We start from the raw sequence: 24,007 nt of genomic DNA, 5'->3' as shown, positions 1-24,007 counted from the left end.
CGCCGCCCCGCCCCGCCCGCCTGCGCACCCGCGCTGACTACTGTTGATCGCCTCACCCGATCGACCCCAGCGAGGTCCGCGTGCGCATCGACCTGCACACCCACAGCACCGCCTCCGACGGTACGGACAGCCCCGCCGCGCTCGTCCGCATCGCGCGCGACGCGGGGTTGGACGTCGTCGCGCTGACCGACCACGACACCACCGGCGGCTGGGCCGAGGCCGCCGACGCTCTCCCCGCGGACCTCACGCTGGTGCGCGGCGCGGAGATCAGCTGCATCGACGGCGACGGGATCAGCCTGCACATGCTCGGCTACCTGTTCGACGACGCCGAGCCGGAGTTCGCCCGGGAGCGCGAACTGGTGCGCACCGACCGGGTGCGGCGGGCCCGCGCGATGGTCGAGCGGTGTATCGAACTCGGCGCGCCGATCACCTGGGAGCGCGTCCGGGAGATCGCCGGGGACGGCGCGGTCGGGCGGCCGCACGTGGCGACGGCGCTCGCCGAAGCGGGCGTGGTGGCCGACGTGTCGGACGCGTTCACGCCCGAGTGGCTCAAGGACGGCGGCCGCGCGTTCGTCGGCAAGTACGAGATCACCGCGGTGCGCGCGGTCCGGCTGATCCGCGCGGCGGGCGGCGTGCCGGTGTTCGCGCACCCGGCGGCGAGCAAGCGCGGGCGCACGGTGTCCGACGCGACGATCGAGGAACTCGCCGAGGCGGGCCTGGCAGGTCTGGAGGTCGACCACCTCGACCACGACGACGAGACGCGTGCCCGGCTGCGTGATCTGGCGCGCGGCCTCGGGCTCGTCGCGACCGGGTCGAGCGATTACCACGGCTCGCGCAAGATCATCGGCATCGGGCAGTTCACGACGGATCCCGAGGTGTTCGCGGCGATCGCGGACCAGGGCCGCGGGGTTCCGTTGCTCCGGGCGTGAGCGTGTTCGGCGCCCGCGTCCACGGGCCCACGTGACACCGTTACAGTGCGAAACGAAAGCCGTCCGAGCACTCGGCTTTCGACACGTGTGGAACCGGGCGGCAGTCCCGGCCGCACGAACCAAGCGCAACGTGCACAACCCGCACAACATGCGGAACAGGCGTAACAGGCGGAGGGGAGCAGCGGATGCTGGTTCGTGGTGTGGTGGCTCGGGGCAAGGGCGCGCCGGTCACCGTGGAGAACATCGTCGTCCCGGACCCGGGGCCGGGTGAGGCCCGGGTGAAGGTGCAGGCGTGCGGTGTGTGCCACACCGACCTGCACTACCGCGAGGGCGGCATCAACGACGACTTCCCGTTCCTGCTCGGGCACGAGGCGGCCGGGGTCGTCGAGTCGGTGGGCGAGGGCGTCACCGGCCTGGCGCCGGGCGACTACGTGGTCCTGGCGTGGCGGGCGCCGTGCGGGGAGTGCCGGTCGTGTCTGCGCGGGCGTCCCTGGTACTGCTTCGCGTCCCTGAACGCCACGCAGCAGATGACGCTGGAGGACGGCACGCCGCTGGCCCCGGCGCTCGGCATCGGCGCGTTCGCGGAGATGACGCTGGTGGCCGCGGGGCAGTGCGTGAAGGTCGACCCGGCCGCGCGTCCGGAGGCCGCGGGCCTGATCGGCTGCGGGGTGATGGCGGGCTTCGGTGCGGCCGCGAACACCGGCAACGTGCAGCGCGGCGACTCGGTCGCGGTGATCGGCTGCGGCGGCGTGGGCAACGCGGCGATCGCCGCGGCGCATCTGGCGGGCGCGCGCAAGGTCATCGCGGTCGACGTGGACCCGCGCAAGCTGGAGTGGGCGAAGGGCTTCGGCGCGACCGACACGGTCAACGCGCGCGACACGGACCCGGTCGAGGCGATCAAGGCGCTCACCGAAGGCAACGGCGCGGACCTGGTCGTCGAGGCGGTCGGCCGCCCGGAGACCTACGAGCAGGCGTTCTACGCCCGCGACCTGGCCGGCACCGTCGTCCTGGTGGGTGTGCCGACGCCGGAGCTGAAGATCGAACTCCCGATGATCGAGGTTTTCGGCCGCGGCGGCGCGCTCAAGTCGTCCTGGTACGGCGACTGCCTGCCGACGCGCGACTTCCCGATCCTCATCGACCTGTACCTGCGCGGCCGCCTGCCGCTCGACGGGTTCGTGTCGGAGACGATCAAGCTGGACGAGGTCGAGCAGGCGTTCACCAAGATGCACCACGGCGACGTGCTGCGGTCGGTGGTGGTCCTGTGAGCATCGAGCACCTGGTCACCTCCGGGGTCTTCTCGCTCGACGGGCAGGACTTCGACGTCGACAACAACGTGTGGATCGTCGGCGACGCGAGCGAGGCCCTCGTCGTCGACGCCGCGCACGACGCGGACGCGATCGCGGCCGCCGTCGGCGACCGGCGCCTGGTCGGGATCGTGTGCACGCACGGCCACAACGACCACATCAACGCGGCGGCCGCGCTCGCCGAGCGCTTCGGCGCGCCGGTCCACCTGCACCCGCAGGACCGGATGCTGTGGGACGTCGTGTACCCGGAGCGGGCGCCGGACCGGGAGCTGGCCGACGGCGAGGTGTTCAAGGTGGCCGGCACCGAGCTGCGGGTCGTGCACACCCCGGGGCACGCGCCGGGCGCGGTGTGCCTGTACGCGCCCGACCTCGACGTGCTGTTCTCCGGCGACACGCTGTTCCGCGGCGGCCCGGGCGCGACCGGGCGGTCGTTCTCCTCGTTCCCGGTCATCCTCGACTCGATCCGGGACCGGCTCCTCACCCTGCCGGACGGCACGCGGGTGCTGACCGGGCACGGCGACGAGACGACCATCGGCGCCGAGGCGCAGGACTACGACGCCTGGGTGGCCCGCGGTCACTGACCCGCGCGCCGCGCCGCGGCTCCGGCACGCCGGGGCAGCGAAAGGGCGCCTCACCCGAACGGGTGAGGCGCCCTTCATGCGCAAGTCAGACGGTCTGCGTGGCCGCGGCCGTTTCCGGCTTCGGCGAGACAGGCCTGATGTAGAGGCTTTCACCGCGGGCCGCGGCCCGGGCCACCGCCTCCTGGACGGCCTCGCCGTCCACGAGCGGCTTGCCGGCAGGGTCGGTCGAGTCGTTGCGGGTGAGGTTGGTGATTCGGTAGCGCATACGCGCCTCCCTTCTCCTCGATTCCCGTCGTACTGGGAAAACGTGTTCGGCGGCTGCATCGGGGTGCGGCTGCCGAACACGACATAGCGTACAAATCGACCACCGAAAGCGCACGGCGCACAAGACGTCCGAGAAGTCTTTTCGACGACTCGGACGCGGCTCGGCGCGGAACGGTGGTGACCTGGACAACACACTTCACGCCCGGCGCATTCCCGGTACCGAAAAGTCACCGGGAAATCCCGGCGGCGGAGGCCCCGCGGAGGGCGGGCAGGGGACAATACGAACCGGATCGGCGGACCACCGGGTACCCGGCGGCGAGCGCGGTCGGGCGGGGGCCGACGACCAGCAGCGACGAAAGGCCGGACCTTGCACGGCGACGAGCGACGCACAGCGGACCACGCGGGCGGCCCCGACGAGGCCGGCCGCGGCGCGCCGGGCGGCTCCGACACCCCCGGGCCGCAGCCCGCCGCGGTTCCGGTGCGCCTGGTGTCCGCACCGCCGCACGCGGGGACACACGCGCTATTCGTCGATGTCGGCTACGTCTACGCCGCCATCGGCCTGCTCGTCGCGGGCACCGCCGAACGCCGCGCGTTCCGCATCGACGCGGAGTTCCTCATCAGCTCGCTCATCGACGAGGCCCGCAAGGTCTTCCCGGAAGGCCGCCTGCTGCGCGTCTACTGGTACGACGGCGCCCGCAACCGGGTCCCCACGTTCGAACAGAAGCAGGTCGCCGAGCTGCCCGACGTCAAGGTGCGGCTCGGCAACCTCAACGCGCACAACCAGCAGAAGGGCGTCGACTCGCTCATCCGCAGCGACCTGGAGTCCCTCGCCCGCAACCGCGCCATCGAGGACGCGGTCGTGGTCAGCGGCGACGAGGACCTGGTGCTGGCCGTGGAGTCCGCGCAGTCGTACGGGGTGCGCGTGCACCTGTGGGGGATCGAACCCGCGTACGGCATGAACCAGGCCGAGCCGCTCGTCTGGGAAGCCGACGTGACGCGCACCCTGCACCACGACTTCTGCGCGCCGTGCGTGCTCCGGTCCGTACAGCCCCCGGCCGTCGCCGCCGTCGTCGCCGCCGCGGCCGCGGCGGCACCGGCGTCGGGTGCCGCGCAGGGCGGCGGCACCGTGCCGACGTTCGACCAGGTCTGGCGGCTCGGCGGCAAGATCGCCGAACGCTGGCTGGGCGCTCGCGGCCGCGAGGACATGATCGGCCTGATGCCCGGCCCCCGGCTGCCGGAGAACGTCGACAAGGCGCTGCTCGTCGACGCGGAAGGCGAACTCCAGTTCTCCCTCCGCCCGCACGAGGACCTGCGGCGGGCGCTGCGCAACGGCTTCTGGGACCGGCTCACCCAGGAGTTCGGTCCGGCGCACGGGGAAAGCTGACCGGGCGCGTCACCCGCGCGGTCGACGCGCCGGTTTTTCCGCCCCGTCCCGGGCGCGGCCTGTCCTACGCTCGGACGCGTGAGCACGCCGCCGTTCCTCGACCTGCCCGACACCGCCCGCGCCCGCCGCGTGCCGACGCCGCGCGGCGCGTTCGCGTGCCTGGAAGCCGCACCGCCCGCCAGGGTGCCGGTCCGCGGCACGGCCCTGCTGGTCCCCGGATTCACCGGCGGCAAAGAGGACTTCATCGCGCTGCTCGACCCGCTGGCGCAACGCGGCTACCGGGTGGCCGCGGTCGACCAGCGCGGGCAGTACGAAACCCCGGGCGGCACGGACGACCCGGCGGCGTACGACCGCGGCGCGCTGGTCGCCGACCTGGCCGTGCTCGGCGAAGCGCTGGCCGACGGTCGTGCCGGGCTGCCGGTCCACCTCGTCGGCCACTCGTTCGGCGGGCTCGTCGCCCGCTCGGCGGTCTTGGCAGCGCCCGGCCGCTACACGTCGCTCGTGCTGATGAGTACCGGCCCCGCCGCCATCCAGGACAGCGAAGCGGCCCGCCTGGCGATGCTCGAGGACGCGCTCGGCTCGCACACCCTCGGCCAGGTCTGGGACGCGATGCGGGCAATGGATGCCGAAGCGGGCATCCTGCCGCCCTCCGACCCGCGCGTCGCGGACTACCTGCGGACCCGCTGGCTCGCCAACACCCCGGCGGCGCTGATCGCCGCCGCCCGCCAGCTGCGCACCGAACCCGACCGCACCTCGGACCTGGCCGCCCTGATCGCCGCCGGGCTGCCGGCCCTGGTGCTGTCCGGCACGCGCGACTACGCCTGGCCGGTCCCGTGGCAGGCCGAAACCGCCCGCCGCCTGGGCGTCCGCCACGCGGTCGTCGACGGGGCCGCCCACTCGCCCAACGCGGAAGCCCCGGAGCCGACCGCGAAGGAACTCGCGGACTTCTGGGACGGGACCGAGGCGGACGCGCGCCACTCCGACGGGGCCGAGGCGGACACCGCGCGGCACTCCCGCGGCTGACCCCGGCGCGGCGCCGCTTCGTGCCCCTGTGGACAACCACCGCCCGGGGACAACCCGCGACACGCCCCCACCCCGGCCTGGTAATTGGTTGGAGTGGGGCCCACACGCCGAATGTGATCATCCCACCGGGACCTCCGGACACGCCGACGGCCGGTCGCCGCGGTAATCCGCGGCCACCGGCCGTCATCGGTCCTGCTGTGCTTACTCCGCAGCCTCGGCGGCAACCTCGCCCACCGGGCGGCGGCGACGGCGCCGGCGGCGCGGGGCCTCGGCGTCGTCTTCGGCGCCGGCCTCGGTCACCGGGGCCGCGGTCTCGGCGGGTGCTTCGGCCTCCGCGGCGGGCTTGCGCCGCGTCCGCGTCCGCTTCGGGGCTTCCGCGTCGCCGTCCGCGACCGGGGCCGCGGTCTCGGCCGGTGCCTGGGCCTCCGCGGCGGGCTTGCGCCGCGTCCGCGTCCGCTTCGAGGCCTGCGCCGGGACGGCGAAGGGGTCCGTCGACGGGTTGACCGGCACGACCGCGACCGGCGCGGCGACCGCGGCGTCCGCCACGGTCTCGGCGACCGCGGTTGCGGTCGCCGGCTCCGTACCGTCGTTCAGGCGCCGGCGGCGACGGCTGCCCGGCGCCCGGCGGCGGCTCGGGTCGGCCGGTGCCTCGGCGGTCTCCGGACCGGACCGGGCACCCGAGCGGCCGCGCGGCGACGTGCTGCCCGCCTTGCCGCGGCCCCGGCCGCCCTTGCCGCCGGTCTCGCCCAGGTCCTCGACAGCCTCGGCGTCGAGGCCCGCACGGGTCCGCTCGGCACGCGGGAGTACGCCGGTCGCCGACTCGGGGATCTGCAGCTCCGCGAACAGGTGCGCGGACGTCGAGTAGGTCTCCGGCGGCTCCGGGAACGGCAGCTCGAGGGCCTTGTTGATGAGGCCCCAGCGCGGCATGTCCTCCCAGTCGACGAGCGTGACCGCGGTACCCGACGCCCCCGCGCGGCCGGTGCGGCCGATGCGGTGCAGGTAGGTCTTCTCGTCCTCGGGGCACTGGTAGTTCACGACGTGCGTGACACCGTCGACGTCGATGCCGCGGGCCGCGACGTCGGTCGCCACCAGCACGTCGACCTTGCCGTTGCGGAACGCGCGCAGCGCCTGCTCGCGGGCGCCCTGCCCGAGGTCGCCGTGCACGGCCGCGGCCGCGTAGCCGCGCTCGCGCAGGCCCTCGGCGAGGTCCGCGCAGGTGCGCTTGGTGCGGCAGAAGACCATGGCCAGGCCGCGGCCGTTCGCCTGGAGGATGCGCGAGAGCATCTCCGGCTTGTCCATCGCGTGGGCGCGGTACACGTGCTGGCTGACCGAGGCCACCGTGGTGCCCTGGTCGTCCGGCGCGGACGCGCGGATGTGCGTCGGGCGGCTCATGTAGCGGCGTGCCAGCGTGATGATCTGGCCGGGCATCGTCGCGGAGAACAGCATGGTCTGGCGGCGCGCGGCCAGCCGGTCGACGATCTTCTCGACGTCCGGGAGGAAGCCCAGGTCGAGCATCTCGTCGGCCTCGTCGAGCACCAGCATGCGCACCTGGGACAAGTCCAGATGGCCCTGCCCGGCCAGGTCGAGCAGCCGGCCCGGCGTGCCGACGACGACCTCGACGCCCTTCTTGAGCGCCTCGACCTGCGGCTCGTAGGCGCGGCCGCCGTACACGGCGAGCACGCGCACGGAGCGCATCTTGCCCGCGCCCTGGAGGTCGTTGGTGACCTGGACGCACAGCTCGCGGGTCGGCACCACGACGAGCGCCTGCGGGCTCTTGCCCGGGACCGCGGTCGCGCGGCCGGCCTCGACGTCGGCCTGGGTCACCACGCGCTGGAGGACGGGGATGCCGAAGCCGAGGGTCTTGCCCGTGCCGGTCTTCGCCTGTCCGATCACGTCGCTGCCCGAGAGGGCCACCGGCAGCGTCATCTCCTGGACGGGGAACGCCTCGGTGATGCCGAGGCTCTCCAGGGCCTCGGCGGTTTCCGGAAATACACCAAGTTCTCTGAATGTGGTCAGGGGTCCAGCCTCTTCTGTGTGTAGGGCCGCCGCTCACCGAGGCGGGTCAGGACCGCGTTGCCGCAGCCAGGCGGGCCGAGCGGATTCGGGGCGGACCTCGTCGTCCGCTGCCGCTCTGTGCCTGGGGCACGACACGGGACCTCGACCTCGATGGGGCCCCAAGTCGTCTTGGGGGCCCTCCCTGCCGGGGGCTGGGTGCGGGTCGGTCGGAGCCGATCGTCCTCCGACCGGGCATCCGCGTGCTGTACCACTGTACCCGCCGGTGTACTCCGAGAGGGGTGATGCTGGTTACGCTGCGGTCTCATGACTGAGGGAACACGGCCGGACACGGGCGCGGACACGGGCGCGGACACGGACCGGGCGCCGGACCGGACGCCGGACCAGGCACCGGAGGCGGCGGCCGCGACGCAGGCGGCGGTGATCGAACTGCTCGGCGTGTTGGCGTACGGCGAGATCACCGCGTTCGAACGTCTGGCCGAGGACGCCAAAATGGCGCCGTCCGTCGACGACAAGGCGGCGCTGGCCGCGATGGCGGTCGCCGAGTTCCAGCACTTCACCCGGCTCCGCGAGCACCTCGCCGGCATGGGCGTCGACCCCGCCGAGGCGATGGCGCCGTTCGTGAAGCCGCTCGACGCGTTCCACCGGCACACCGCGCCGTCCGACTGGCTGGAAGGCCTGGTCAAGGCGTACGTCGGCGACGGCATCGCGGCCGACTTCTACCGCGAGGTCGCCGGGCACCTCGCCCCGGACAGCCGGGCCCTGGTGGAAGAAGTCCTCGCCGACACCGGCCACGCCGACTTCGTCGTGGAGACCGTGCGCGCCGCCATCGCCGCCGACCCGCGGGTCGCCGGTCGCCTCGCTTTGTGGGGCCGCCGCCTGATGGGCGAGGCGCTCAGCCAGGCCCAGCGGGTCGCCGCGGAACGCGACGCGCTGTCCGCGCTGCTCGTCGGCGGACTGACCGTGCCCGGCTTCGACCTCGCCGAGATGGGCCGGATGTTCACGCGCATCACCGAAGCCCACACGGCGCGCATGGCGGCGCTGGGGCTGGCGTCCTAGCGGCAGCCCGCCCGGACACGGCGAAGGGGCCGCCCGCGAAATGCGGGCGGCCCCTTCGTGCTGCGTGCGTGCGGTGCTGCGTCCGGCGGTGCGGCGTCAGACCGCGCCGAAGCCGACGCGGCGGACGGCGGGCTCGCCGATCTCCACGTACGCGAGGCGGTCGGCCGGGATGATGACCTTGCGGCCCTTCTCATCCGTGAGCGACAGCACTCCGGCCGGGCTGGACAGCGCTTCCGCGACCGCGCGCTCGACGGCCTCCGCGCTGTCCGTGCTCTCCAGCACCAGCTCTCGTCCGGCGTGCTGCACGCCGATCTTGACCTCCACGGCTGTCCCTCCGATGTTCGGCGAACCCTCGACGAATACTTGACTACTCGACGAATGGGGGCGGCCTGCGACAGCACGCACCCGTACAGAGGGAAGGCTAATCCAGCCGGACGGGCACCCACCGCATGTCGGGTACGCCGAGCGCGAACGGGCGACGGGAACAAACCCGGGATGCCGCCCCCGGCCGGGTCCGGGGGCTCAGCTCGTCGGGACCTCGTCCCGGCGCGGGAAGCGCGAGATGCCGCGCCAGCCGAGCGTGGAGATCAGCCGGGACGCGGTGTCCCGGGGGATCGGCACACCCTTGGAGACCCAGTAGCGCGCGGTGACCTGCGACATGCCGGTCAGTGCGACGGCGAGCAGCATCGCCTCGTCCTCGCCCAGGCCGGTGTCCTCGGCGATGACCTTGCTGACCGCCTCGGCGCAGACCTCGGCGACCCGGTCGACGCGGTCGCGCACCGCCTGCTCGTTGGTCAGGTCCGACTCGAAGACCAGGCGGAACGCGCCGCCGTGGTCGTCGACGAACGCGAAGTACGCGTCCACCGTCGCGGCGACCCGCAGCTTGTTGTCGTGCGTGGACTCCAGCGCCGCCCGCACGGCGGCGACCAAGGCCTCGCAGTGCTGGTCGAGCAACGCGACGTACAGCTCGAGCTTGCCGGGGAAGTGCTGGTAGAGCACCGGCTTGCTGACGCCGGCCTTCTCCGCGATGTCGTCCATCGCCGCCGCGTGGTAGCCCTGCGCCACGAACACCTCGTGGGCCGCGCCGAGCAGCTGGTTGCGCCGGGCCAGCCGGGGCAGCCGGGTGCCGCGCGGGCGGGAATCCGCATCCTGGATGGCTGTCACGGCGCTCCTCAAACGTGCTTCATACGTGTCCGACTACGCTTCGGACAAGGTCCCGACCGCGCGGTCGTACGCGGGGCCGGCGGCGTGTTCTGCCACGTCATCCTACTTTTGGGTAACGCGTCGCCGTAAGTTTCGTGGCGCAACGAACAGGGTTACGGCAACGGCCGTGCCTTGCAAGGCCGTCCCGAATGCCGTCCCGAACGCCGTGCGGGCCCGGTCAGCGGTACTCCTCCTCCTCGTCGGGGGCGACCACGCGGCGCTGCGCGGTGGCGTCCGCGGGATCCACCCCGTCCGGTACGGGCTGCCACACGGCGTCCTCGTCGGCGGCCTCGTCCACGACGGCGGCGCGCTGGGCGGCGACGTCGGCTTCGGGGGCCTCCATGTCGAGGTCGTCGGGGGCGGGCACGTCTTCCGGGTCGTCGTGGCGCAGTTCGACCTCGGGGTCGACCTCCGGGGCGAAGTCGGGCATGTGCGGCTCCTTCCGGGTATTGCGGGGTGTCGGGGGGCGGCCGGGGGTGCCGACAGCCCCGTATACCCCCCGTACCCGCGTTGCGCGTCCACGATCATCGATACCGAACCGTTGCCAGCGGAACGGTTGGCTCCGGGGGCAAATATGCCCATACGACGTCCAAATCGCGCGCCCGTGCCGACCGCTTGGGGTGTCCGCCCCTTCCGCGCCGGTGACCGTCTCGTAATATTGGCGAACGTGACGACCACTCAGGCGGAATCCGACGCTCCCGCGGCGGCTTGGCCTGCACGTACGGTCGCGGTGGCGGGTGAGACCACGGTGGCGGTACGGCGGCATCCGGAGCACGACCCGGCGCTGCCCCCCGCGGTCTTGGTGCACGGGCTCGGCGGGTCATCGCTGAACTGGGCCCACCTCGCCCACGAACTCCGCGGCGACCTTGCGGCCGACCTCGTCGACCTTCCCGGTTTCGGCTTCTCGCCCCCTCCGCACGACGGCGACTACTCGCTGTCCGCGCACTGCCGCGCGGTGGAGGGCCTGATCCTCAGCCTCAACCGCGGCCCCGTGCACTTGGTCGGCAACTCGATGGGCGGCGCTGTCGCCACCCGCGTCGCCGCCCGCCGCCCGGACCTGGTCGGCACCCTCACGCTCATCTCGCCCGCCCTCCCCGACCTCAGGCCGCAGGTCACCGCGCTGCCGACCGCCCTCATGGCGGTCCCCGGCTTCTCCGCCGGCCTGAACCGGCTCACCAAGGGGATGACGCCCGAGCAGCGCACGCGCGTTTCCGTCGGCCTGATTTTCGGCAGCCCGGACCTCCTGCCCGACGCGGAGTTCGCCGCGCTGGCCGCCGAATACCGGCGTCGGCTGGGGCTGCCCTACATGTCGGACGCCTTCACCCGGTCCGCCCGCGGCGTCGTCGCCGCGTACCTGGAACGCGGCCCGCGCAACCTGTGGAAGCAGGCCGCCGCCGTGCAGGCGCCGACCCTGCTGGTCTACGGACGCCGGGACCGGCTCGTGAACTCGGCCGTGGCGCGCCGTGCCCAGGCGACGTTCCCGGACCCGCGCCTGGTGATGGTGCCCGACTCCGGGCACGTCGCGATGATGGAGCACCCGCGGGTCGTGGCCCGCGCCGTACGCGAGCTGCTCGCCGAATCCGGCAAGCCGCCAATATCCGCCGACACCCCCGAAACGGCAGGGTGACGCTTAGTGGACAGACTCGGGGACCCTTCGACCAGCGGCGCTTACCCGTCGTACGAAGGCCAGCAGCCACAACAGCACCAGCAGCAGTACGAGCAGGGCCAGCAGCAGTACCCGGCGGCCACCTACGGTGAGGCCGCCTACGGCGACTACGCCTCGGGGGAGTACGCCGCGTACGGCACCGGCTACGCCGAGCAGCAGCCCGCGACGCAGTACAGCGGCGAGTACGCCGTCGACACCAGCGGCCAGTATGCGGCGGCGCCGCAGTACGCCGCCGAGGGTTACTACGCGCCGCAGCCCGGCGGGTACGAGCAGTCCCTGTACGAGCAGGCGGCTTACCCGCAGCAGGGTTATCCGCAGCAGACGTACGAGCACCAGGCCTACGAGCAGGCGGCCTACCAGCAGCAGACGTACGACGGAACGTACGAGGGCCAGGCATACGGCTACGGTCAGCCGCAGGAGCCCTACGGCCACCCGCAGGTCGACGCGCCGCCGCCGGGATACGAGGCACAGGCCCAATACCAGGCGGCGTACGCTTTCGACCCCCTGAACGACCCGCTTCAGGACCCTCTGCACGACCCGATGCCGGCGGTACCGGCGCAGTACATGCCCGACCAGCACCAGCAGTACTTCCCCGAGCCGGAACCGCAGTTCGCCGCCCCGCCGCGGCAGATACCGGACCCGGAGCCCGAGTTCGACCCGGAGCCCGCAGCGTGGGGCGACGCGGTGTACGTCGACCCGGTCGACGACCCCGCGCCGGCGGCGGTCCGTCCGCCTGTCCGCGATGCCATATCGCCGCGCGGCAGGGCGGCCGCGGGCAGCGCCGCGGCCGGGACGACGACGGCGGCGGCGGCCGGGCGTGCCGCGCAGACCCGCACGACCCCGCGGACCACGCGGTCGACGCACGGATCGACTGCGTCGCCGGCCGCGTCCCGCTCGACGTCCTCGCGTTCTTCTTCGCCGGGCTCGTCCGCATCCTCGTCCCCCTCGTCCCCGTCGTCGCCGGGCGGCCGGGCGGCGGCCCGGCGGGCCGCCGCGGAGGCGCCCGCGCGCAAGTCCAAGCGGCCGCTGGTCGCCGCCGGGGGCGCGGTGGTGACCGGTGCGGTGCTGGCCGGTGTGGTGGCGATGCAGATGCCCGACGGCGGTTCGTCGGCGCAGGCCAAGCCGGACACGGCGCACACCGAGGACCCGTCGCGGCGTACCGACGACCCCGCATCCCGCAGTTCGGACCGCGGGCAGGTGCAGCCGGCCGGGGCGACGCAGAGTTCCCCGGCGCCGGGGCCGTCGACGGTGCCGATTCCGACGCCGACGTCGCCCGGGTCGCTCACCGACCGGATGAAGGTGAAGTTCGACCTGGACCAGCAGCTCGCGCTGTCCGGCAGCTTCGACGTCCTGCCGGGCAGCGTTAAGGCGCCCGGGTCCGGCAAGAAGTACACCTACCGGATCGAGACCGAGCGCGGCCTGAACCTGGATCCCGAGCTGTTCGGCGAGGCGGTGCAGACGACGCTCAACGACCCACGGTCCTGGGCGCACGACGGCAAGACGTTCGAACGCACCGACGGCAAGGCGGACTTCGTGATCCGCCTGGCGAGCCCCGGGACGACGAACAAGCTGTGCGGCGCGGTCGGCCTCGACACGTCGGCGCAGACGGTGTCGTGCGACGCGGCGGGCACCCCGTTCGTGGTGATCAACGCGTGGCGGTGGGCGCAGGGCTCGGAGACGTTCGGCGACGAGATGGTCATGTACCGGGAGATGCTCATCAACCACGAGGTCGGGCACCGGCTCGGCCACGGGCACGAGTACTCCTGCCGCCCGGACGGGCTGGCGCCGGTGATGATGCAGCAGACCAAGACGGTGACCGCGCAGAGCGGCCAGGTCTGCAAGATCAACGCGTGGCCGTACCCGGCCTGACCGGCGTGGACGCGCTCGGGCGCGGCGAATGAGACGACTGTCTCACGCTCCGGACCCCCTGCCGGGGAATGGCGGCCCGCGTGGCACTGTTAGGTGGAGAAATGTCGCAATGACAAGGTCTGACCATCGGAGTCTCCGTGTCGCTACCACCCTTGGTCGAGCCGGCTGCCGACCTGACCGTCGATGAGGTCCGCCGCTACTCGCGCCACCTGATCATCCCGGACTTCGGGATGTCCGGGCAGAAGCGCCTGAAGAACGCGAAGGTCCTGTGTGTGGGCGCGGGCGGCCTCGGCTCCCCGACCCTGCTCTACCTGGCCGCGGCCGGTGTGGGCACGCTCGGCATCATCGAGTTCGACACCGTGGACGAGTCCAACCTGCAGCGCCAGATCATCCACGGCCAGAGCGACGTGGGGAAGTCGAAGGCGCAGTCGGCGCGCGAGAGCGTGCTGGAGGCGAACCCGTACGTCAACGTGGTCCTGCACGAGGAGCGACTCGAAGCGGACAACGTGATGGAGCTGTTCGCGCAGTACGACCTGATCGTCGACGGCACGGACAACTTCGCCACCCGCTACCTGGTGAACGACGCGTGCGTGCTGCTCGGCAAGCCGTACGTGTGGGGTTCCATCTACCGCTTCGACGGCCAGGCGTCGGTGTTCTGGGCCGAGCACGGCCCGTGCTACCGCTGCCTCTACCCGGAGCCCCCGCCCCCCGGCATGGTGCCGTCGTGCGCCGAGGGCGGCGTGCTCGGGGTGCTGTGCGCGTCGATCGGGTCGATCCAGACCAACGAGGCGATCAAGATGCTCACCGGCATGGGCGAGCCGCTGCTCGGCCGGCTGATGATCTACGACGCACTGGAGATGACGTACCGCCAGGTCAAGGTCCGCAAGGACCCGGAGTGCGCGGTGTGCGGCAAGAACCCGACGGTCACCGAGCTCATCGACTACGAGGCGTTCTGCGGCGTCGTGTCCGAGGAGGCCCAGGAGGCCGCCGCGGGTTCCACGATCACCCCGCGGACCCTCAAGGAGTGGATGGACGCGGGCGAGAACATCCACGTCATCGACGTCCGCGAGCCGAACGAGTACGAGATCGTCTCGATCCCCGGCGCGGTGCTGGTGCCGAAGAACGAGTTCCTCATGGGCCGTGCGCTCGAAAACCTGCCGCAGGACAAGAAGATCGTCCTGCACTGCAAGACGGGCGTGCGTTCCGCGGAGGTCCTCGCGGTGCTCAAGTCGGCCGGCTTCAACGACGCCGTGCACGTCGGCGGCGGCGTGATCGGCTGGGTCAACCAGATCGAGCCGGAGAAGCCCGTCTACTGACGGTTTCGAGACGCGCGTCTCGCGATACGAGCGATACGAGAGAAGGGCCCTTCCCCCACACGGGAGGGGCCCTTCGTCGTGTCTGTGTCAGATGGCCTGCTTGCGCTGGAGGTAGGTGAACGCCAGCCAGCCAGGGAGGACCGGCAGCCAGAAGGTCAGGAAGCGGAAGAGCAGGACCGCGGCCGTCGCCGTTTCGATGGGCAGCTTCGCGGTCGTCGTGAGACCGGCGATCAGCGCCGCCTCGATCGCGCCGATGCCGCCGGGCACCGGTGCCGCCGAGCCGATCGCGTTGCCCGCGAGGAACACCACCGCGATCGCCGCGAAGCTGGCCGAGCCGCCGAACGCGCGCACCGACGCGTCCAGGCACAGGACGAACGACAGCGTCAGCATCACCGTGCCGCCCAGGCCGGCCAGCAGCTTGTTCGGCGTCTGGAGCACGTCGAGCAGCCGCGGCACGATGCCGGAGAACAGCGCGCGCAGGCGCGTGGCCACCGTCCGGCGCAGCGGCGCCACCGCCATGATCAGCAGGCACACCAGCGCGAGGATCAGCAGCCCGGCGATGACCGCCCCGGATGGCGCGAACGACGGGGTCTGCTCGGTGCCCGCGATGTAGCCGAAGAACACCAGCAGGCCGATGTGGAACACCAGGCCGCCGAGCTGCGAGACGCCGATGCTGGCCGCCGCGAGCGCGGGCGGCACTCCCGCCTTCTGCAGATAGCGCGCGTTGAGCGCGACACCGCTGACGGCGGCGGGCATGACGAGCTTCACGAACGACCCGGCGAGCTGCACGATCGACGTCCGCCACACCGACAGCCGTTCCGGCACGAATCCGAGGAGCATGAGCGCCGCGGCGATGTAGCTGAGCGACGATGCGATGAGGCCGATGGCCGCCCAGCCCCAGTTGGCGCGTTCGAACACGTCGCCGAGGTCGGCGTGCGTCAGTTGGGTGAGCAGGAAGTAACCGGCGAATGCGCTGGCGCAGACGGTGACGAGTGTCCGCGGCCGGATCCGTTCCAGCCGCACCGGCTCGGCGACGGCGCGCGGCCGCAGTTCCAGGATCTGCTCGCGGATCCCGGACAGCAGCGTCTTTTCCTTGCGCAGTGCCGTGCGGGTCGACCGGTTGAGCGCGACCTTCTGCAGCAGCGGCAGGCAGGCCGCGACCGCGTCCACGCCGAGGCCCTCGGAGGCGGTGCGCACGGCGCGTTCCTCGCCGACCCGGAGGGCGACCGAGGTCAGCAGCTGCGCGGTGTCGATGAGCAGCGACAGGTCGCCGGACGCGATCTCGCCGGCGCGCAGGTCCATCAGCCACGGGCGGCCGTCGCCGTCCACCAGGAAGCTGCCGGTGCCGAGACGGCGGTGGGTGAGCCGGTGGGCCTGCATGAGCGAGATCTGCCGCCAGATCTCCACGAGCAGGGCGTCGGTCACTTCTTCGTCGGGGATGGCGTCCAGGCCGCGTCCGGCGACGTGCGTGTAGGCGAGCAGGGCGGCGTCCGAGCCGACTTCGGTGGCGGCGATCAGGCGCGGCGTGCGGACGCCCGCGTCGGCCGCCGCGTACGCCATGAGCGACTCCTGCTCCAGGGCGCGGCGCAGCGACTGGAAGGTGCGCCGCGCGGTGGTGACGCGGAGCCGGACGCGGCGGTAGAAGCGGTAGACGGCGCCCGACGTCTGGGTGTCCCGGTCCAGGACGGTGACGTCGAGGAGTTGGTCGTCGGTGAGCCGGACGGCGTAGCGGCGGCTCTCGTCGGGTCCGTCGTCGGTGCGGACGGCCGAGGCGGCGACCAGGCCGAACCGGCGCAGGGCGGCGACGACCGCTTCGGCGGGCGGGCGGCGGTTGGGGACGCCGACCGTGTACATCGTCGCGTAGGCGATCGTGCGGCCCAGCAGCACGCTGGTGACCAGGGCGAGCGGCGTGGTGTAGCCGCCGACGAGCACGGTGGCCGCGTTGAGCGCGAGGAGTGTCCAGAACAGCGCCTGCCAGCGCGGGCGGCGTACCAGGCCGACGGCGGTGATGTAGGCGACGACCGGGGCGATGTAGCTGTGCACCGGGTCGGTGAGGCCGCCGCCCTGCAGCGGCCGGGTGAGGGCGGCTTCCAGGGCGTCGGGGCCGGGGCCGGTGACCCACCAGTCGAGGCCGAGGGAGGCGGCGTACGTGAGGGCGGCGGCGATGACGCCGTCGGCGACGCGCAGGCCGTCGCGGCGCAGCAGCCGTTCCACGCCGTACGCCACCGGGACGACCAGCACGGCGACCGCGAACACGCCGCCGGACAGGTTGAGCAGGACGCGCGGCAGGCTGGTCTGGGCGCCGCGCACGACGTCCGACTCCAGGCCGGAGGTGGTCTCGCGGGCGAGGCTGGCCAGCACGAAGACCGCGACGATCGCGAGCAGGCCGAAGAGCACGCGCAGCAGGTCCGCGGACCGGTGCACGCGCACCGGCTGCGAGGGCTCCACGATCAGGGCGCGCCCGGACGCGGGAGGATCCGCGGGGGGATCCCCCGGAGGGCCGTCCGCCTGCTCGCGGAACGCGTCGCGAAATTCGTCTCGAATCACCAGTCACCGCCGCCTTGATGGTGGCACGGCGCGGCGGATCGCGGCGGGTGCACGGCGCCGGGTCTGGCACGATGCGGGGCGTGAGTCTTCCCACGCCGATCGCCGAACGCGTTCTCGACCTGGTGGCCCGCATCCCGCCGGGGCGGGTGATGGCGTACGGGGACGTGGCGGCTTACCTCGCGGACGCCGACACCGCCGAGGCCGCCGAGGTCCCCGGGGAACCGGGGGAGTCCGAGGAGCCCGGCGAGCCCGGATCTCCGGCGGAGCCCGTGCGGCTCGGGCCGCGGCAGGTCGGCCGGATCATGGCGCTGTACGGCGGCGGTGTGCCGTGGTGGCGCGTGCTGCGCGCGGACGGCACCCACGCGCCCGGGCTGGAGGAAGGCCTGCGGAAGCTGCGGGCGGAAGGCGCGCCGCTGCGCGCGGGCGGCACCCGGGTGGACATGGCACGGGCGCGCTGGGACGGCGGCGCGGGCGGCACCGGACCGGATCCTCGCAGCTCCGGGGCGGACTAGGCCGCAAGTGGCACGAGGGTCGCGTGTGATCTGATGGGGCAAGGCCGCGCCCTGCCGACCGGGGCGCGGCCGCATACACCCCCAGTACCCCCAGTACCCGCAGTACCCGCGAGGGAAGGACGTTCCCGCGTCGCGGCCGGCCGTTCCGGACCCCGTGTGCCGTGCCGCCTCGATGACCCGCTCCACTTCTCCCCGCTCTGCCGCTGCCCCGCCGTACCGCCGTGTTCCGGGGGTCCGGGTCGCCCCGGTCCCGTACGATCCCCGTTCCGGTCCCCGTCCGCTTCCGACTCCGCTCCGTTCCGCTCTCCGCCGTCCTGCCGATCCGTTTCCCCCGGCTTCCCCGTAAGGCCCCGAGCCATGACGACCGCGACCTCCGCGTACCGCTTGCGGCGTACCGGCATCACGCCGCCGCCGCCCCCGACGCTCGACGCGCAGCAGCGTGCCGTCGTGGCGCACCCGGGCGGTCCGCTGCTGGTTCTGGCCGGTCCGGGTACAGGAAAGACAACCACCTTGGTGGAGGCGGTCGCCGACCGGGTCGCCCGCGGGATGCTTCCCGAAGAGATCCTGGTTCTCACCTTCAGCCGCAAGGCGGCGGGGGAGCTGCGCGACCGTATCGCGACGCGGCTGCGGTCCGGCGGAGCACACGCGGGGGGCGCGCTGCCGACGGCCACGACGTTCCACTCCTTCTGCTACGCGCTGGTCCGGCAGCACCAGCCGCCGGAGCTGTTCACCTATCCGCTGCGGCTGATGTCCGGGCCGGAGCAGGACGTCTTCGTCCGCGAGCTGTTGGCCGGGCAGGCCGAGGACGGCACGGTGCACTGGCCCGCCGAGCTGCGCGCCGCGCTCGCCACCCGCGGGTTCGCCGACGAGGTCCGCGCGGTGGTCGCGCGCAGCCGGGAAATCGGCCTCGACCCGGACGCGCTCGCCCGGTTCGCCGCCGCCACCGGCCGCGCGGACTGGCGGGCCGCCGCGGAGTTCCTCGGCGAGTACCTGAACGTGCTGGACGCGCAAGGCGTCGTCGACTACGCCGAGCTGGTGCACCGCGCGGTCATCCTCGCCGAACGCCCCGAGGTCGCCGAGCAGCTGCGCCGCCGCTACCGGGCGGTGTTCGTCGACGAGTACCAGGACACCGACCCCGCGCAGGTCCGGCTGCTGCAGGCGCTGGCCGGCAACGGGCGGGACCTGGTCGCGGTGGGCGACCCCGACCAGTCGATCTACGCGTTCCGCGGTGCGGACGTCAACGGCATCCTCGACTTCCGCGACCGGTTCCCGGACCGGGACGGCGACCCGGCGCGCACGATCGTGCTGCGCACGTCGCGCCGCGCCGGTGCGGGGCTGCTGCGCGCCTCGCGGGAGATCACCCGGCGGATGCCGCTGAGCCGCCTCCCGGCGGCGGACGCGCTCGCGCACCGCGACCTGGCGGCGGACCGGACGGGGGACGACGATCCGTCGCGGGTCGAGGTCTACACGTACCCGACGCCGGGGGCGGAGCTGGACAACGTCGCGGACATCCTGCGCCGCGCGCACCTGGAGGACGGGGTGCCGTGGGGCGAGATGGCGGTGCTGGTGCGGTCGGGCGCGCGCTCGATCCCGGCGATCCGCCGCGCGCTCTCGGTCGCGGGCGTCCCGCTGGAGATCGCGGGCGACGAACTCCCGCTCGCCGCGGAGCAGGCGGTCGCCCCGCTGCTGACCGCCCTCCGGGTGGCCGCGGATCCGGACGCCCTGGACGAGGAAACCGCCCGGATGCTCCTGGTGTCCCCGATGGGCGGCCTGGACTCGGCCGACCTGCGGGTGCTGGGGCGGGCCCTCCGCGCGGAGGAACGGGCGGCGGCGGAGGCGGGCGCGGACGAGGAACCGGTCGAGGGCGAGTCCGAGCCGGAGGACGGGACCGCGACGATCGGCGAGGACGGCGGGCCCGCCGCCGCACCGGACGCCGCCGCGTTCGCCGGCGAGCAGGCCGACGCGGCCGGACAACCGGACGGGGCGGACGAGGACGGGGCCGCTGCCGCGCCGGGAGACCAGGCGCAGGCCGCCGCGGCGGGGGCTCGCGGCGGCGGGACGGACCTGGACGACGACGCACTGTTCCCCCGCGACTTCGCCGATGTCCAGCCCACCCCGCCGCCCGACGACGCCCCGGAGTCCCTCCGCCCGACGGCTTCGCCCGCCGCCGACGCCCGGGTGCGGAAGCGCAGCGTGACCGCGCACGTCGGCGACGCGGACACCGCCGCCGCGCAGGCCGGCGACGCGGACGGCACCGACGGGCCTCCGTCGGCGGCTCGCGGCGGCGCGGCCGCCCCCGGGTCGCCCGGCCTCCCGCGCGCCGACGATCCCGAAGCCGCCGTGGCGCTTCGCGGGGACGTGGTTCCTTCCGAAACCGGCCTCGCGGCTGCCGCCGCCCCAGCCACGGCCGACCTCGACCCCACCGACGGGCCGGCACAGGCCGCGTCTGCCGACGCGGCAGCCCCTGAGCCCGCGTCAGCCGCCCCCGAAACCGGCGCCGCCGAGGGCGCCGTGCGGGACAGCGGCGTGCCCACGCGCGGCGCCGACGTGGACTCCGCGGCCTTGACCGGCGCCGACCCGGACCACGTCGACGGGCCCGTGCAGCAGGCCGCCTCCGCCGCCCGGTCGGATCTCGCAACCGCGGCTGCGTCGGCGACCCTCGGTGCGGCGACCCCCGAAACCGTCCCCGCCCCCACTCCCACCCCCACCCCCCGTCTGCCCTTCGTCGGACGGTCCTCCGCCGAACTCATCCGGGAGGCCCTCGCGCACCCCGAGCAGCTCGTGGCCGTCGACGAGCGGGTCGGGCGCGGGGCCTATCGGCTCGGGCGGCTCATCGAGGCCGCGCGGGCGGTGCTCGACGGGGGCGGTACGACCGAGGCCGCGTTGTGGGAGCTGTGGCAGGGGACGCCGTGGCCGGCCCGGCTGGAGCGGTCGGTGCTGCGCGGCGGTGCCGCCGGGCGCAACGCGGACCGCGATCTCGACGCGGTCGTCGCGCTGTTCGAGGTCGCCGCGCGAGCCGAGGAACGGGCCGGGCACCGCGGTGCGCTCAACTTCCTCGAGGAGTTGACCGCGCAGCAGATCCCCGGCGACCGGCTGGACGACGCCGCGCTGCGCGGCGAGTCGGTGCGTCTGCTCACCGCGCACCGGTCGAAGGGCCTGCAATGGCGGCTCGTCGTCGTCGCGGGCGTGCAGGAAGGCCTCTGGCCCGACCTGCGGCGCCGCGGGTCGCTGCTCGAAGCGGACCGGATCGGCAGCGACGGCCTCGCCGAGCCGCTGTCGCCGGGCGCACTGCTGGCCGAGGAACGGCGTCTGTTCTACGTCGCCGCGACCCGCGCCCGCGAGCGGCTCGTGGTCACCGCGGTGAAGTCCGCGTACGACGACGGAGACCAACCGTCGCGTTTTCTGGCCGAGTTGGGCGAGGAAGGCGTCGAACGTGCGGACGTCACCGCGCGGCCCCGCCGCCCGCTGTCCACGTCCGCGCTGGTCGCCGAACTCCGCGCCTCCGCCGTCGACCCCAAGGCACCGAGGGCCGTGCAGCTGGCCGCGGCGCGGCGGTTGGCGCGGTTGGCCGCGCTGCGCGACGAAGACGGCTATCCGCTGGTCCCGGCGGCGCATCCGGACCGGTGGTGGGGGCTCGTGGAGCCGACCGACCCGGGGATTCCGGTGCGGGACCCGCGGGTGCCGGTGCGGCTGTCCGGCAGCGCGGTCGAGAAGGTCGACACCTGCACGCTGAACTGGTTCCTGGGCCGCGAAGTCCGCGCCGAATCGGCCCGCAGCGCGGCACTCGGTTTCGGCAACGTGGTGCACGCGCTGGCCGACGAGGTCGGCACCGGTGCCACGCCCGCGGAACTCCCGGTGCTGATGGAGCGGTTGGACCGGGTGTGGGACGCGCTCGCGTTCGACGCGCCGTGGCAGTCCGCGCAGCAGAAGGAGGAGGCGCGGTCCGCGCTGGAGCGGTTCCTCGCATGGCACACGCACGAGCGGCACCGTGTGGTGGCCGCGACCGAGCACGAGTTCGAGGTGAGCCTGACCGCGGGCGACCACCGCATCGAGATCCGCGGGTCGATGGACCGGGTGGAGCGCGGCGAGGACGGTCTGGCGTACGTCGTCGACTTCAAGACCGGCAAGTCGAAGCCCAACGCCGACGACGTCGCCGCGCACCCGCAGCTGGCGGTGTATCAGATGGCGGTGGCCAACGGCGCGTTGGACGAGGTCGAGGCGTTCGGCGGGGCGCGTCCGGAGTCCGGCGGCGCCGAGCTGGTGCAGCTGCGGCACCGGGTGCCGGGTGCCGAGTCGGCGCACCTGCCGGTGGTCCAGGAGCAGGTGCCGCCCGAGCCGGACGAGGGTGGGCGCACGTGGGTGTCGGCGCTGCTGGCCGACGTCGCGGGCCGCATTCTGGGCGAGCGGTTCACCCCGAAGTCCGGTTCGCACTGCGACCGGTGCGATTTCCGGAAGTGCTGCAGTGCGCGGACGGAAGGCCGTTCGGTCGTCGAGTAGCACGTTCCGAAAACGCGAGTGATCGAAAACCCGGTCGTGGGAAAGTTTTTGCCTTTGTCATACTGGCGGGCAACATCCTCGGAGGTACGGGAGTCTCTGTGCGTATTCGCCGTCTGGCCGCTGCCGCTTCGGTGGCGGTCCTTGCTTTCTCCGCACTCACGGCGTGCGGCGGCAGCGACGAGAAGGACAACAGCAAGACCGACGCGAAGGCTTTGGCGGACCAGGCCACCGAGGCGATGAAGGCAAAGACCTCCGTCAAGGTCGTCGGTACCGGCACCGACGAAGACGGCAAAACCATGTCGATGGACGCCTGCGCTGACATCAAGACCAAGGCCGTCAAGGGCACCATGACGATGGACGGCCGCAAGGTCGAGATCCTGCAGGCCGGCGGGTCGATGTACATGAAGGCCGACGCGGTGTTCTGGGCCGCGCAGTCCGGGAACGAGAGCAACCCGGAAGCGCTGGACGCCATCACCAAGGCGGGCAGCGACAAGTGGATCAAGAACGAGGCGGACAAGGACGACGACTTCGCCGACTTCTTCGACGGCAAGACCGACGGTCTGACCAAGGGCGAGGTGACGACCTTCAACGGAAAGAAGGCCATCCCGCTGTCGCGTTCCGAAGACGGTACGAAGAAGACGTACTTCATTGCCGCCAAGGGCACGCCGCTCATCCTCGGCTCGGTCGAGGAGAGCGAGAACGGCGGCAAGGAGCGCGAGGAGTCGAAGTTCAGCGGCTCCTCGGACAAGTGCGACCCGAAGGCGCCGACCGAGAGCGTCGACGTGGAGGAGTTCTCGAAGAAGATCGACGACGCGATGGGCAGCGGCAGCTGACGCGCTCCCTCCGCAGCGCCCCGCGGGGAACCCGACCCGCCCGAGAACATCACTGATGACTGTCCGTCAGATGCTTGACAGGGTCGGGATACTGGGCGCGCCATGCTCCGACGACGAGGCGCCGGGCACCGTACGTGTGCCCGGCGCCTCGTCGTCCTTCCCCGAGGAGTACCTGTGCGTCTGCCCCACCCCGTCGCGCGCCGTGCCGCGGCCGGTGCCACCGCGTTCGTTCTCGCCCTGGCCGCGTTGACCGCGTGTTCCGGCGGCAGCGCCTCCGATCCCGAGGAGGCCGGCCGGACCGGTCCGGGCGCGCCGGGCGGCAAGGCGCCGTCGGCCGGGGGCGTGCTGCCGAACGAGTCCCCGGGCGCGGCGGACAACCGCCCGCCCGGCGAGCTGAGCGGGCGCGAGCTGGCCGACCGGGCGGTGCAGCTGATGGCCGCCACGTCCTACAAGCTGACCGGGCGGCTCGGCGCGGGCGGCGACGCGGCCGAGGTGACCGTCGAGGTCACCAAGCAGCGCGACGCCCGGCAGACGGTGGCCGGGGCCGACGTGCGGCAGGTCCTCATCCGGGTCGGCGGGACGGTCTACACGAATGTGGAGAGCGTCGTCGGACCCACCGCCGCCCCGTCGCTGCCCGCCGACCTGCGCGGCCGCTTCGTCAAAACCGACGGGCAGCAGCTCGACGCCAAGCTCGTCGACCCGTTCGCCGGCACGTTCGGCGCCGGATCGGGGGACGTCGCCAAGGGCGCCGCCGAGCAGGTCGACGGCAAGGGCGTCTGGCCGCTCACCGTGAAGTCCGCGGACGGCGCCACGACCACGATGTACGTGATGGCCGCGGGCGACCCGTATCCGATCAAGATCACCGTGGCCGGCGGCGACCCGCTCGACCTCAAGGTCGGCGACTTCGGCGCGGACGTCGCGGTCGCCGCGCCCAGCGCCGACCTGGTCCTCGACCAGGCCGCGCTGCAGCGGGCGCTGGCCGGCTGACCGGCGCCTCCGTACCCGCT

19 protein-coding genes are annotated in these 24,007 nt (G+C 73.2%); 13 read left to right on the top strand and 6 right to left on the bottom strand.

Going from position 1 to position 24,007, the window contains the following annotated elements; genetic code table 11:
* Positions 1-80: 80 nt before the first annotated feature.
* The 3 genes from ACPA54_RS25170 (at position 81) to ACPA54_RS25160 (ending at position 2,814) form a co-directional block, all read left to right on the top strand.
* Positions 81-929: a PHP domain-containing protein gene (locus tag ACPA54_RS25170; protein WP_423533355.1), complete on the top strand. Its 849-nt coding sequence runs from the start codon at positions 81-83 to the stop codon at positions 927-929.
* 185 nt (positions 930-1,114) lie between these two features.
* Positions 1,115-2,194, top strand: coding sequence for an S-(hydroxymethyl)mycothiol dehydrogenase (locus tag ACPA54_RS25165; protein ID WP_423533353.1), 1,080 nt, complete (start codon positions 1,115-1,117; stop codon positions 2,192-2,194).
* Positions 2,191-2,814 carry an MBL fold metallo-hydrolase gene (locus ACPA54_RS25160; RefSeq protein ID WP_423533351.1) on the top strand — a complete coding sequence of 208 codons (624 nt, stop codon included), beginning with the start codon at positions 2,191-2,193 and terminating at the stop codon, positions 2,812-2,814. The genes ACPA54_RS25165 and ACPA54_RS25160 overlap by 4 nt, the downstream gene beginning before the upstream one ends.
* Positions 2,815-2,899: 85 nt before the next feature.
* Here the strand turns inward: ACPA54_RS25160 and ACPA54_RS25155 are convergent, their stop codons facing one another.
* Entirely contained in the window at positions 2,900-3,079 is a 180-nt protein-coding gene (locus ACPA54_RS25155) for a hypothetical protein (RefSeq protein WP_345673811.1), read from the bottom strand.
* A gap of 366 nt (positions 3,080-3,445) precedes the next feature.
* Here ACPA54_RS25155 and ACPA54_RS25150 point away from each other — a divergent pair, with 366 nt between their 5' ends.
* The gene (locus ACPA54_RS25150; RefSeq protein WP_423533349.1) at positions 3,446-4,462 is read left to right on the top strand and encodes an NYN domain-containing protein; all 1,017 of its coding nucleotides are present in this window, start codon (positions 3,446-3,448) and stop codon (positions 4,460-4,462) included.
* Between the two features lie 78 nt (positions 4,463-4,540).
* Positions 4,541-5,485 (top strand): alpha/beta fold hydrolase, encoded by a 945-nt coding sequence (locus ACPA54_RS25145; protein WP_423533347.1) that lies wholly within the window; start codon positions 4,541-4,543, stop codon positions 5,483-5,485.
* A gap of 201 nt (positions 5,486-5,686) precedes the next feature.
* Here the strand turns inward: ACPA54_RS25145 and ACPA54_RS25140 are convergent, their stop codons facing one another.
* Positions 5,687-7,411 carry a DEAD/DEAH box helicase gene (locus tag ACPA54_RS25140; RefSeq protein WP_423533345.1) on the bottom strand — a complete coding sequence of 575 codons (1,725 nt, stop codon included), beginning with the start codon at positions 7,409-7,411 and terminating at the stop codon, positions 5,687-5,689.
* 393 nt (positions 7,412-7,804) lie between these two features.
* On the opposite strand from ACPA54_RS25140, the gene ACPA54_RS25135 reads away from it, so the two are divergent.
* Complete coding sequence (locus ACPA54_RS25135; protein WP_423533343.1) at positions 7,805-8,557, top strand: ferritin-like fold-containing protein; 753 nt, start codon at positions 7,805-7,807, stop codon at positions 8,555-8,557.
* A gap of 96 nt (positions 8,558-8,653) precedes the next feature.
* On the opposite strand, the gene ACPA54_RS25130 is transcribed toward ACPA54_RS25135, so the two are convergent.
* From ACPA54_RS25130 to ACPA54_RS25120, 3 genes are all read right to left on the bottom strand, one after another.
* Entirely contained in the window at positions 8,654-8,881 is a 228-nt protein-coding gene (locus ACPA54_RS25130; protein ID WP_345673816.1) for a DUF3107 domain-containing protein, read from the bottom strand.
* A gap of 198 nt (positions 8,882-9,079) precedes the next feature.
* Positions 9,080-9,721, bottom strand: coding sequence for a TetR/AcrR family transcriptional regulator (locus ACPA54_RS25125; RefSeq protein ID WP_345673817.1), 642 nt, complete (start codon positions 9,719-9,721; stop codon positions 9,080-9,082).
* A gap of 217 nt (positions 9,722-9,938) precedes the next feature.
* Positions 9,939-10,190, bottom strand: a complete 252-nt coding sequence (locus ACPA54_RS25120; RefSeq protein ID WP_423533340.1) for a hypothetical protein — start codon at positions 10,188-10,190, stop codon at positions 9,939-9,941.
* Positions 10,191-10,427: 237 nt separating this feature from the next.
* Here ACPA54_RS25120 and ACPA54_RS25115 point away from each other — a divergent pair, with 237 nt between their 5' ends.
* The 3 genes from ACPA54_RS25115 to moeZ all read left to right on the top strand — a co-directional run bounded on the left by ACPA54_RS25115 (position 10,428) and on the right by moeZ (position 14,611).
* Complete coding sequence (locus ACPA54_RS25115) at positions 10,428-11,387, top strand: alpha/beta fold hydrolase (protein WP_423533338.1); 960 nt, start codon at positions 10,428-10,430, stop codon at positions 11,385-11,387.
* Between the two features lie 6 nt (positions 11,388-11,393).
* Positions 11,394-13,295, top strand: a complete 1,902-nt coding sequence (locus tag ACPA54_RS25110) for a DUF3152 domain-containing protein (protein WP_423533336.1) — start codon at positions 11,394-11,396, stop codon at positions 13,293-13,295.
* A 137-nt stretch (positions 13,296-13,432) separates the two neighbouring features.
* Entirely contained in the window at positions 13,433-14,611 is a 1,179-nt protein-coding gene (moeZ, locus tag ACPA54_RS25105; RefSeq protein WP_423533334.1) for an adenylyltransferase/sulfurtransferase MoeZ, read from the top strand.
* An 87-nt stretch (positions 14,612-14,698) separates the two neighbouring features.
* Here moeZ and ACPA54_RS25100 read toward each other — a convergent pair whose 3' ends face one another.
* Positions 14,699-17,158 carry a lysylphosphatidylglycerol synthase domain-containing protein gene (locus ACPA54_RS25100; protein ID WP_423533332.1) on the bottom strand — a complete coding sequence of 820 codons (2,460 nt, stop codon included), beginning with the start codon at positions 17,156-17,158 and terminating at the stop codon, positions 14,699-14,701.
* 71 nt (positions 17,159-17,229) lie between these two features.
* Between ACPA54_RS25100 and ACPA54_RS25095 the strand changes: the two genes are divergently transcribed.
* The 4 genes from ACPA54_RS25095 (at position 17,230) to ACPA54_RS25080 (ending at position 23,987) form a co-directional block, all read left to right on the top strand.
* Entirely contained in the window at positions 17,230-17,670 is a 441-nt protein-coding gene (locus ACPA54_RS25095) for an MGMT family protein (protein ID WP_423533330.1), read from the top strand.
* Positions 17,671-18,027: 357 nt separating this feature from the next.
* Positions 18,028-22,167, top strand: a complete 4,140-nt coding sequence (locus ACPA54_RS25090) for a UvrD-helicase domain-containing protein (RefSeq protein ID WP_423533328.1) — start codon at positions 18,028-18,030, stop codon at positions 22,165-22,167.
* 98 nt (positions 22,168-22,265) lie between these two features.
* Positions 22,266-23,000, top strand: coding sequence for a hypothetical protein (locus ACPA54_RS25085; protein ID WP_423533326.1), 735 nt, complete (start codon positions 22,266-22,268; stop codon positions 22,998-23,000).
* 174 nt (positions 23,001-23,174) lie between these two features.
* Positions 23,175-23,987, top strand: a complete 813-nt coding sequence (locus tag ACPA54_RS25080; RefSeq protein WP_423533324.1) for a hypothetical protein — start codon at positions 23,175-23,177, stop codon at positions 23,985-23,987.
* Positions 23,988-24,007 lie beyond the last annotated feature (20 nt).

The sequence above is a fragment of the Uniformispora flossi genome (genome assembly GCF_049534875.1).
GTDB lineage: Bacteria > Actinomycetota > Actinomycetes > Streptomycetales > Streptomycetaceae > Yinghuangia > Yinghuangia aomiensis.
Note: the sequence above shows the minus strand (reverse complement) of the source record. Positions and strands in the feature narration are given on the sequence as shown.

What these genes read in the sequence shown, in the direction of transcription:
- ACPA54_RS25090 (WP_423533328.1), top strand. Translation starts at nt 18,028, where the DNA reads ATGACGACCGCGACCTCCGCGTACCGCTTGCGGCGTACCGGCATCACG.
- ACPA54_RS25155 (WP_345673811.1), bottom strand. Translation starts at nt 3,079, where the DNA reads ATGCGCTACCGAATCACCAACCTCACCCGCAACGACTCGACCGACCCT.
- ACPA54_RS25135 (WP_423533343.1), top strand. Translation starts at nt 7,805, where the DNA reads ATGACTGAGGGAACACGGCCGGACACGGGCGCGGACACGGGCGCGGAC.
- ACPA54_RS25165 (WP_423533353.1), top strand. Translation starts at nt 1,115, where the DNA reads ATGCTGGTTCGTGGTGTGGTGGCTCGGGGCAAGGGCGCGCCGGTCACC.
- ACPA54_RS25120 (WP_423533340.1), bottom strand. Translation starts at nt 10,190, where the DNA reads ATGCCCGACTTCGCCCCGGAGGTCGACCCCGAGGTCGAACTGCGCCAC.
- ACPA54_RS25140 (WP_423533345.1), bottom strand. Translation starts at nt 7,411, where the DNA reads ATGACGCTGCCGGTGGCCCTCTCGGGCAGCGACGTGATCGGACAGGCG.
- ACPA54_RS25095 (WP_423533330.1), top strand. Translation starts at nt 17,230, where the DNA reads ATGCGGGGCGTGAGTCTTCCCACGCCGATCGCCGAACGCGTTCTCGAC.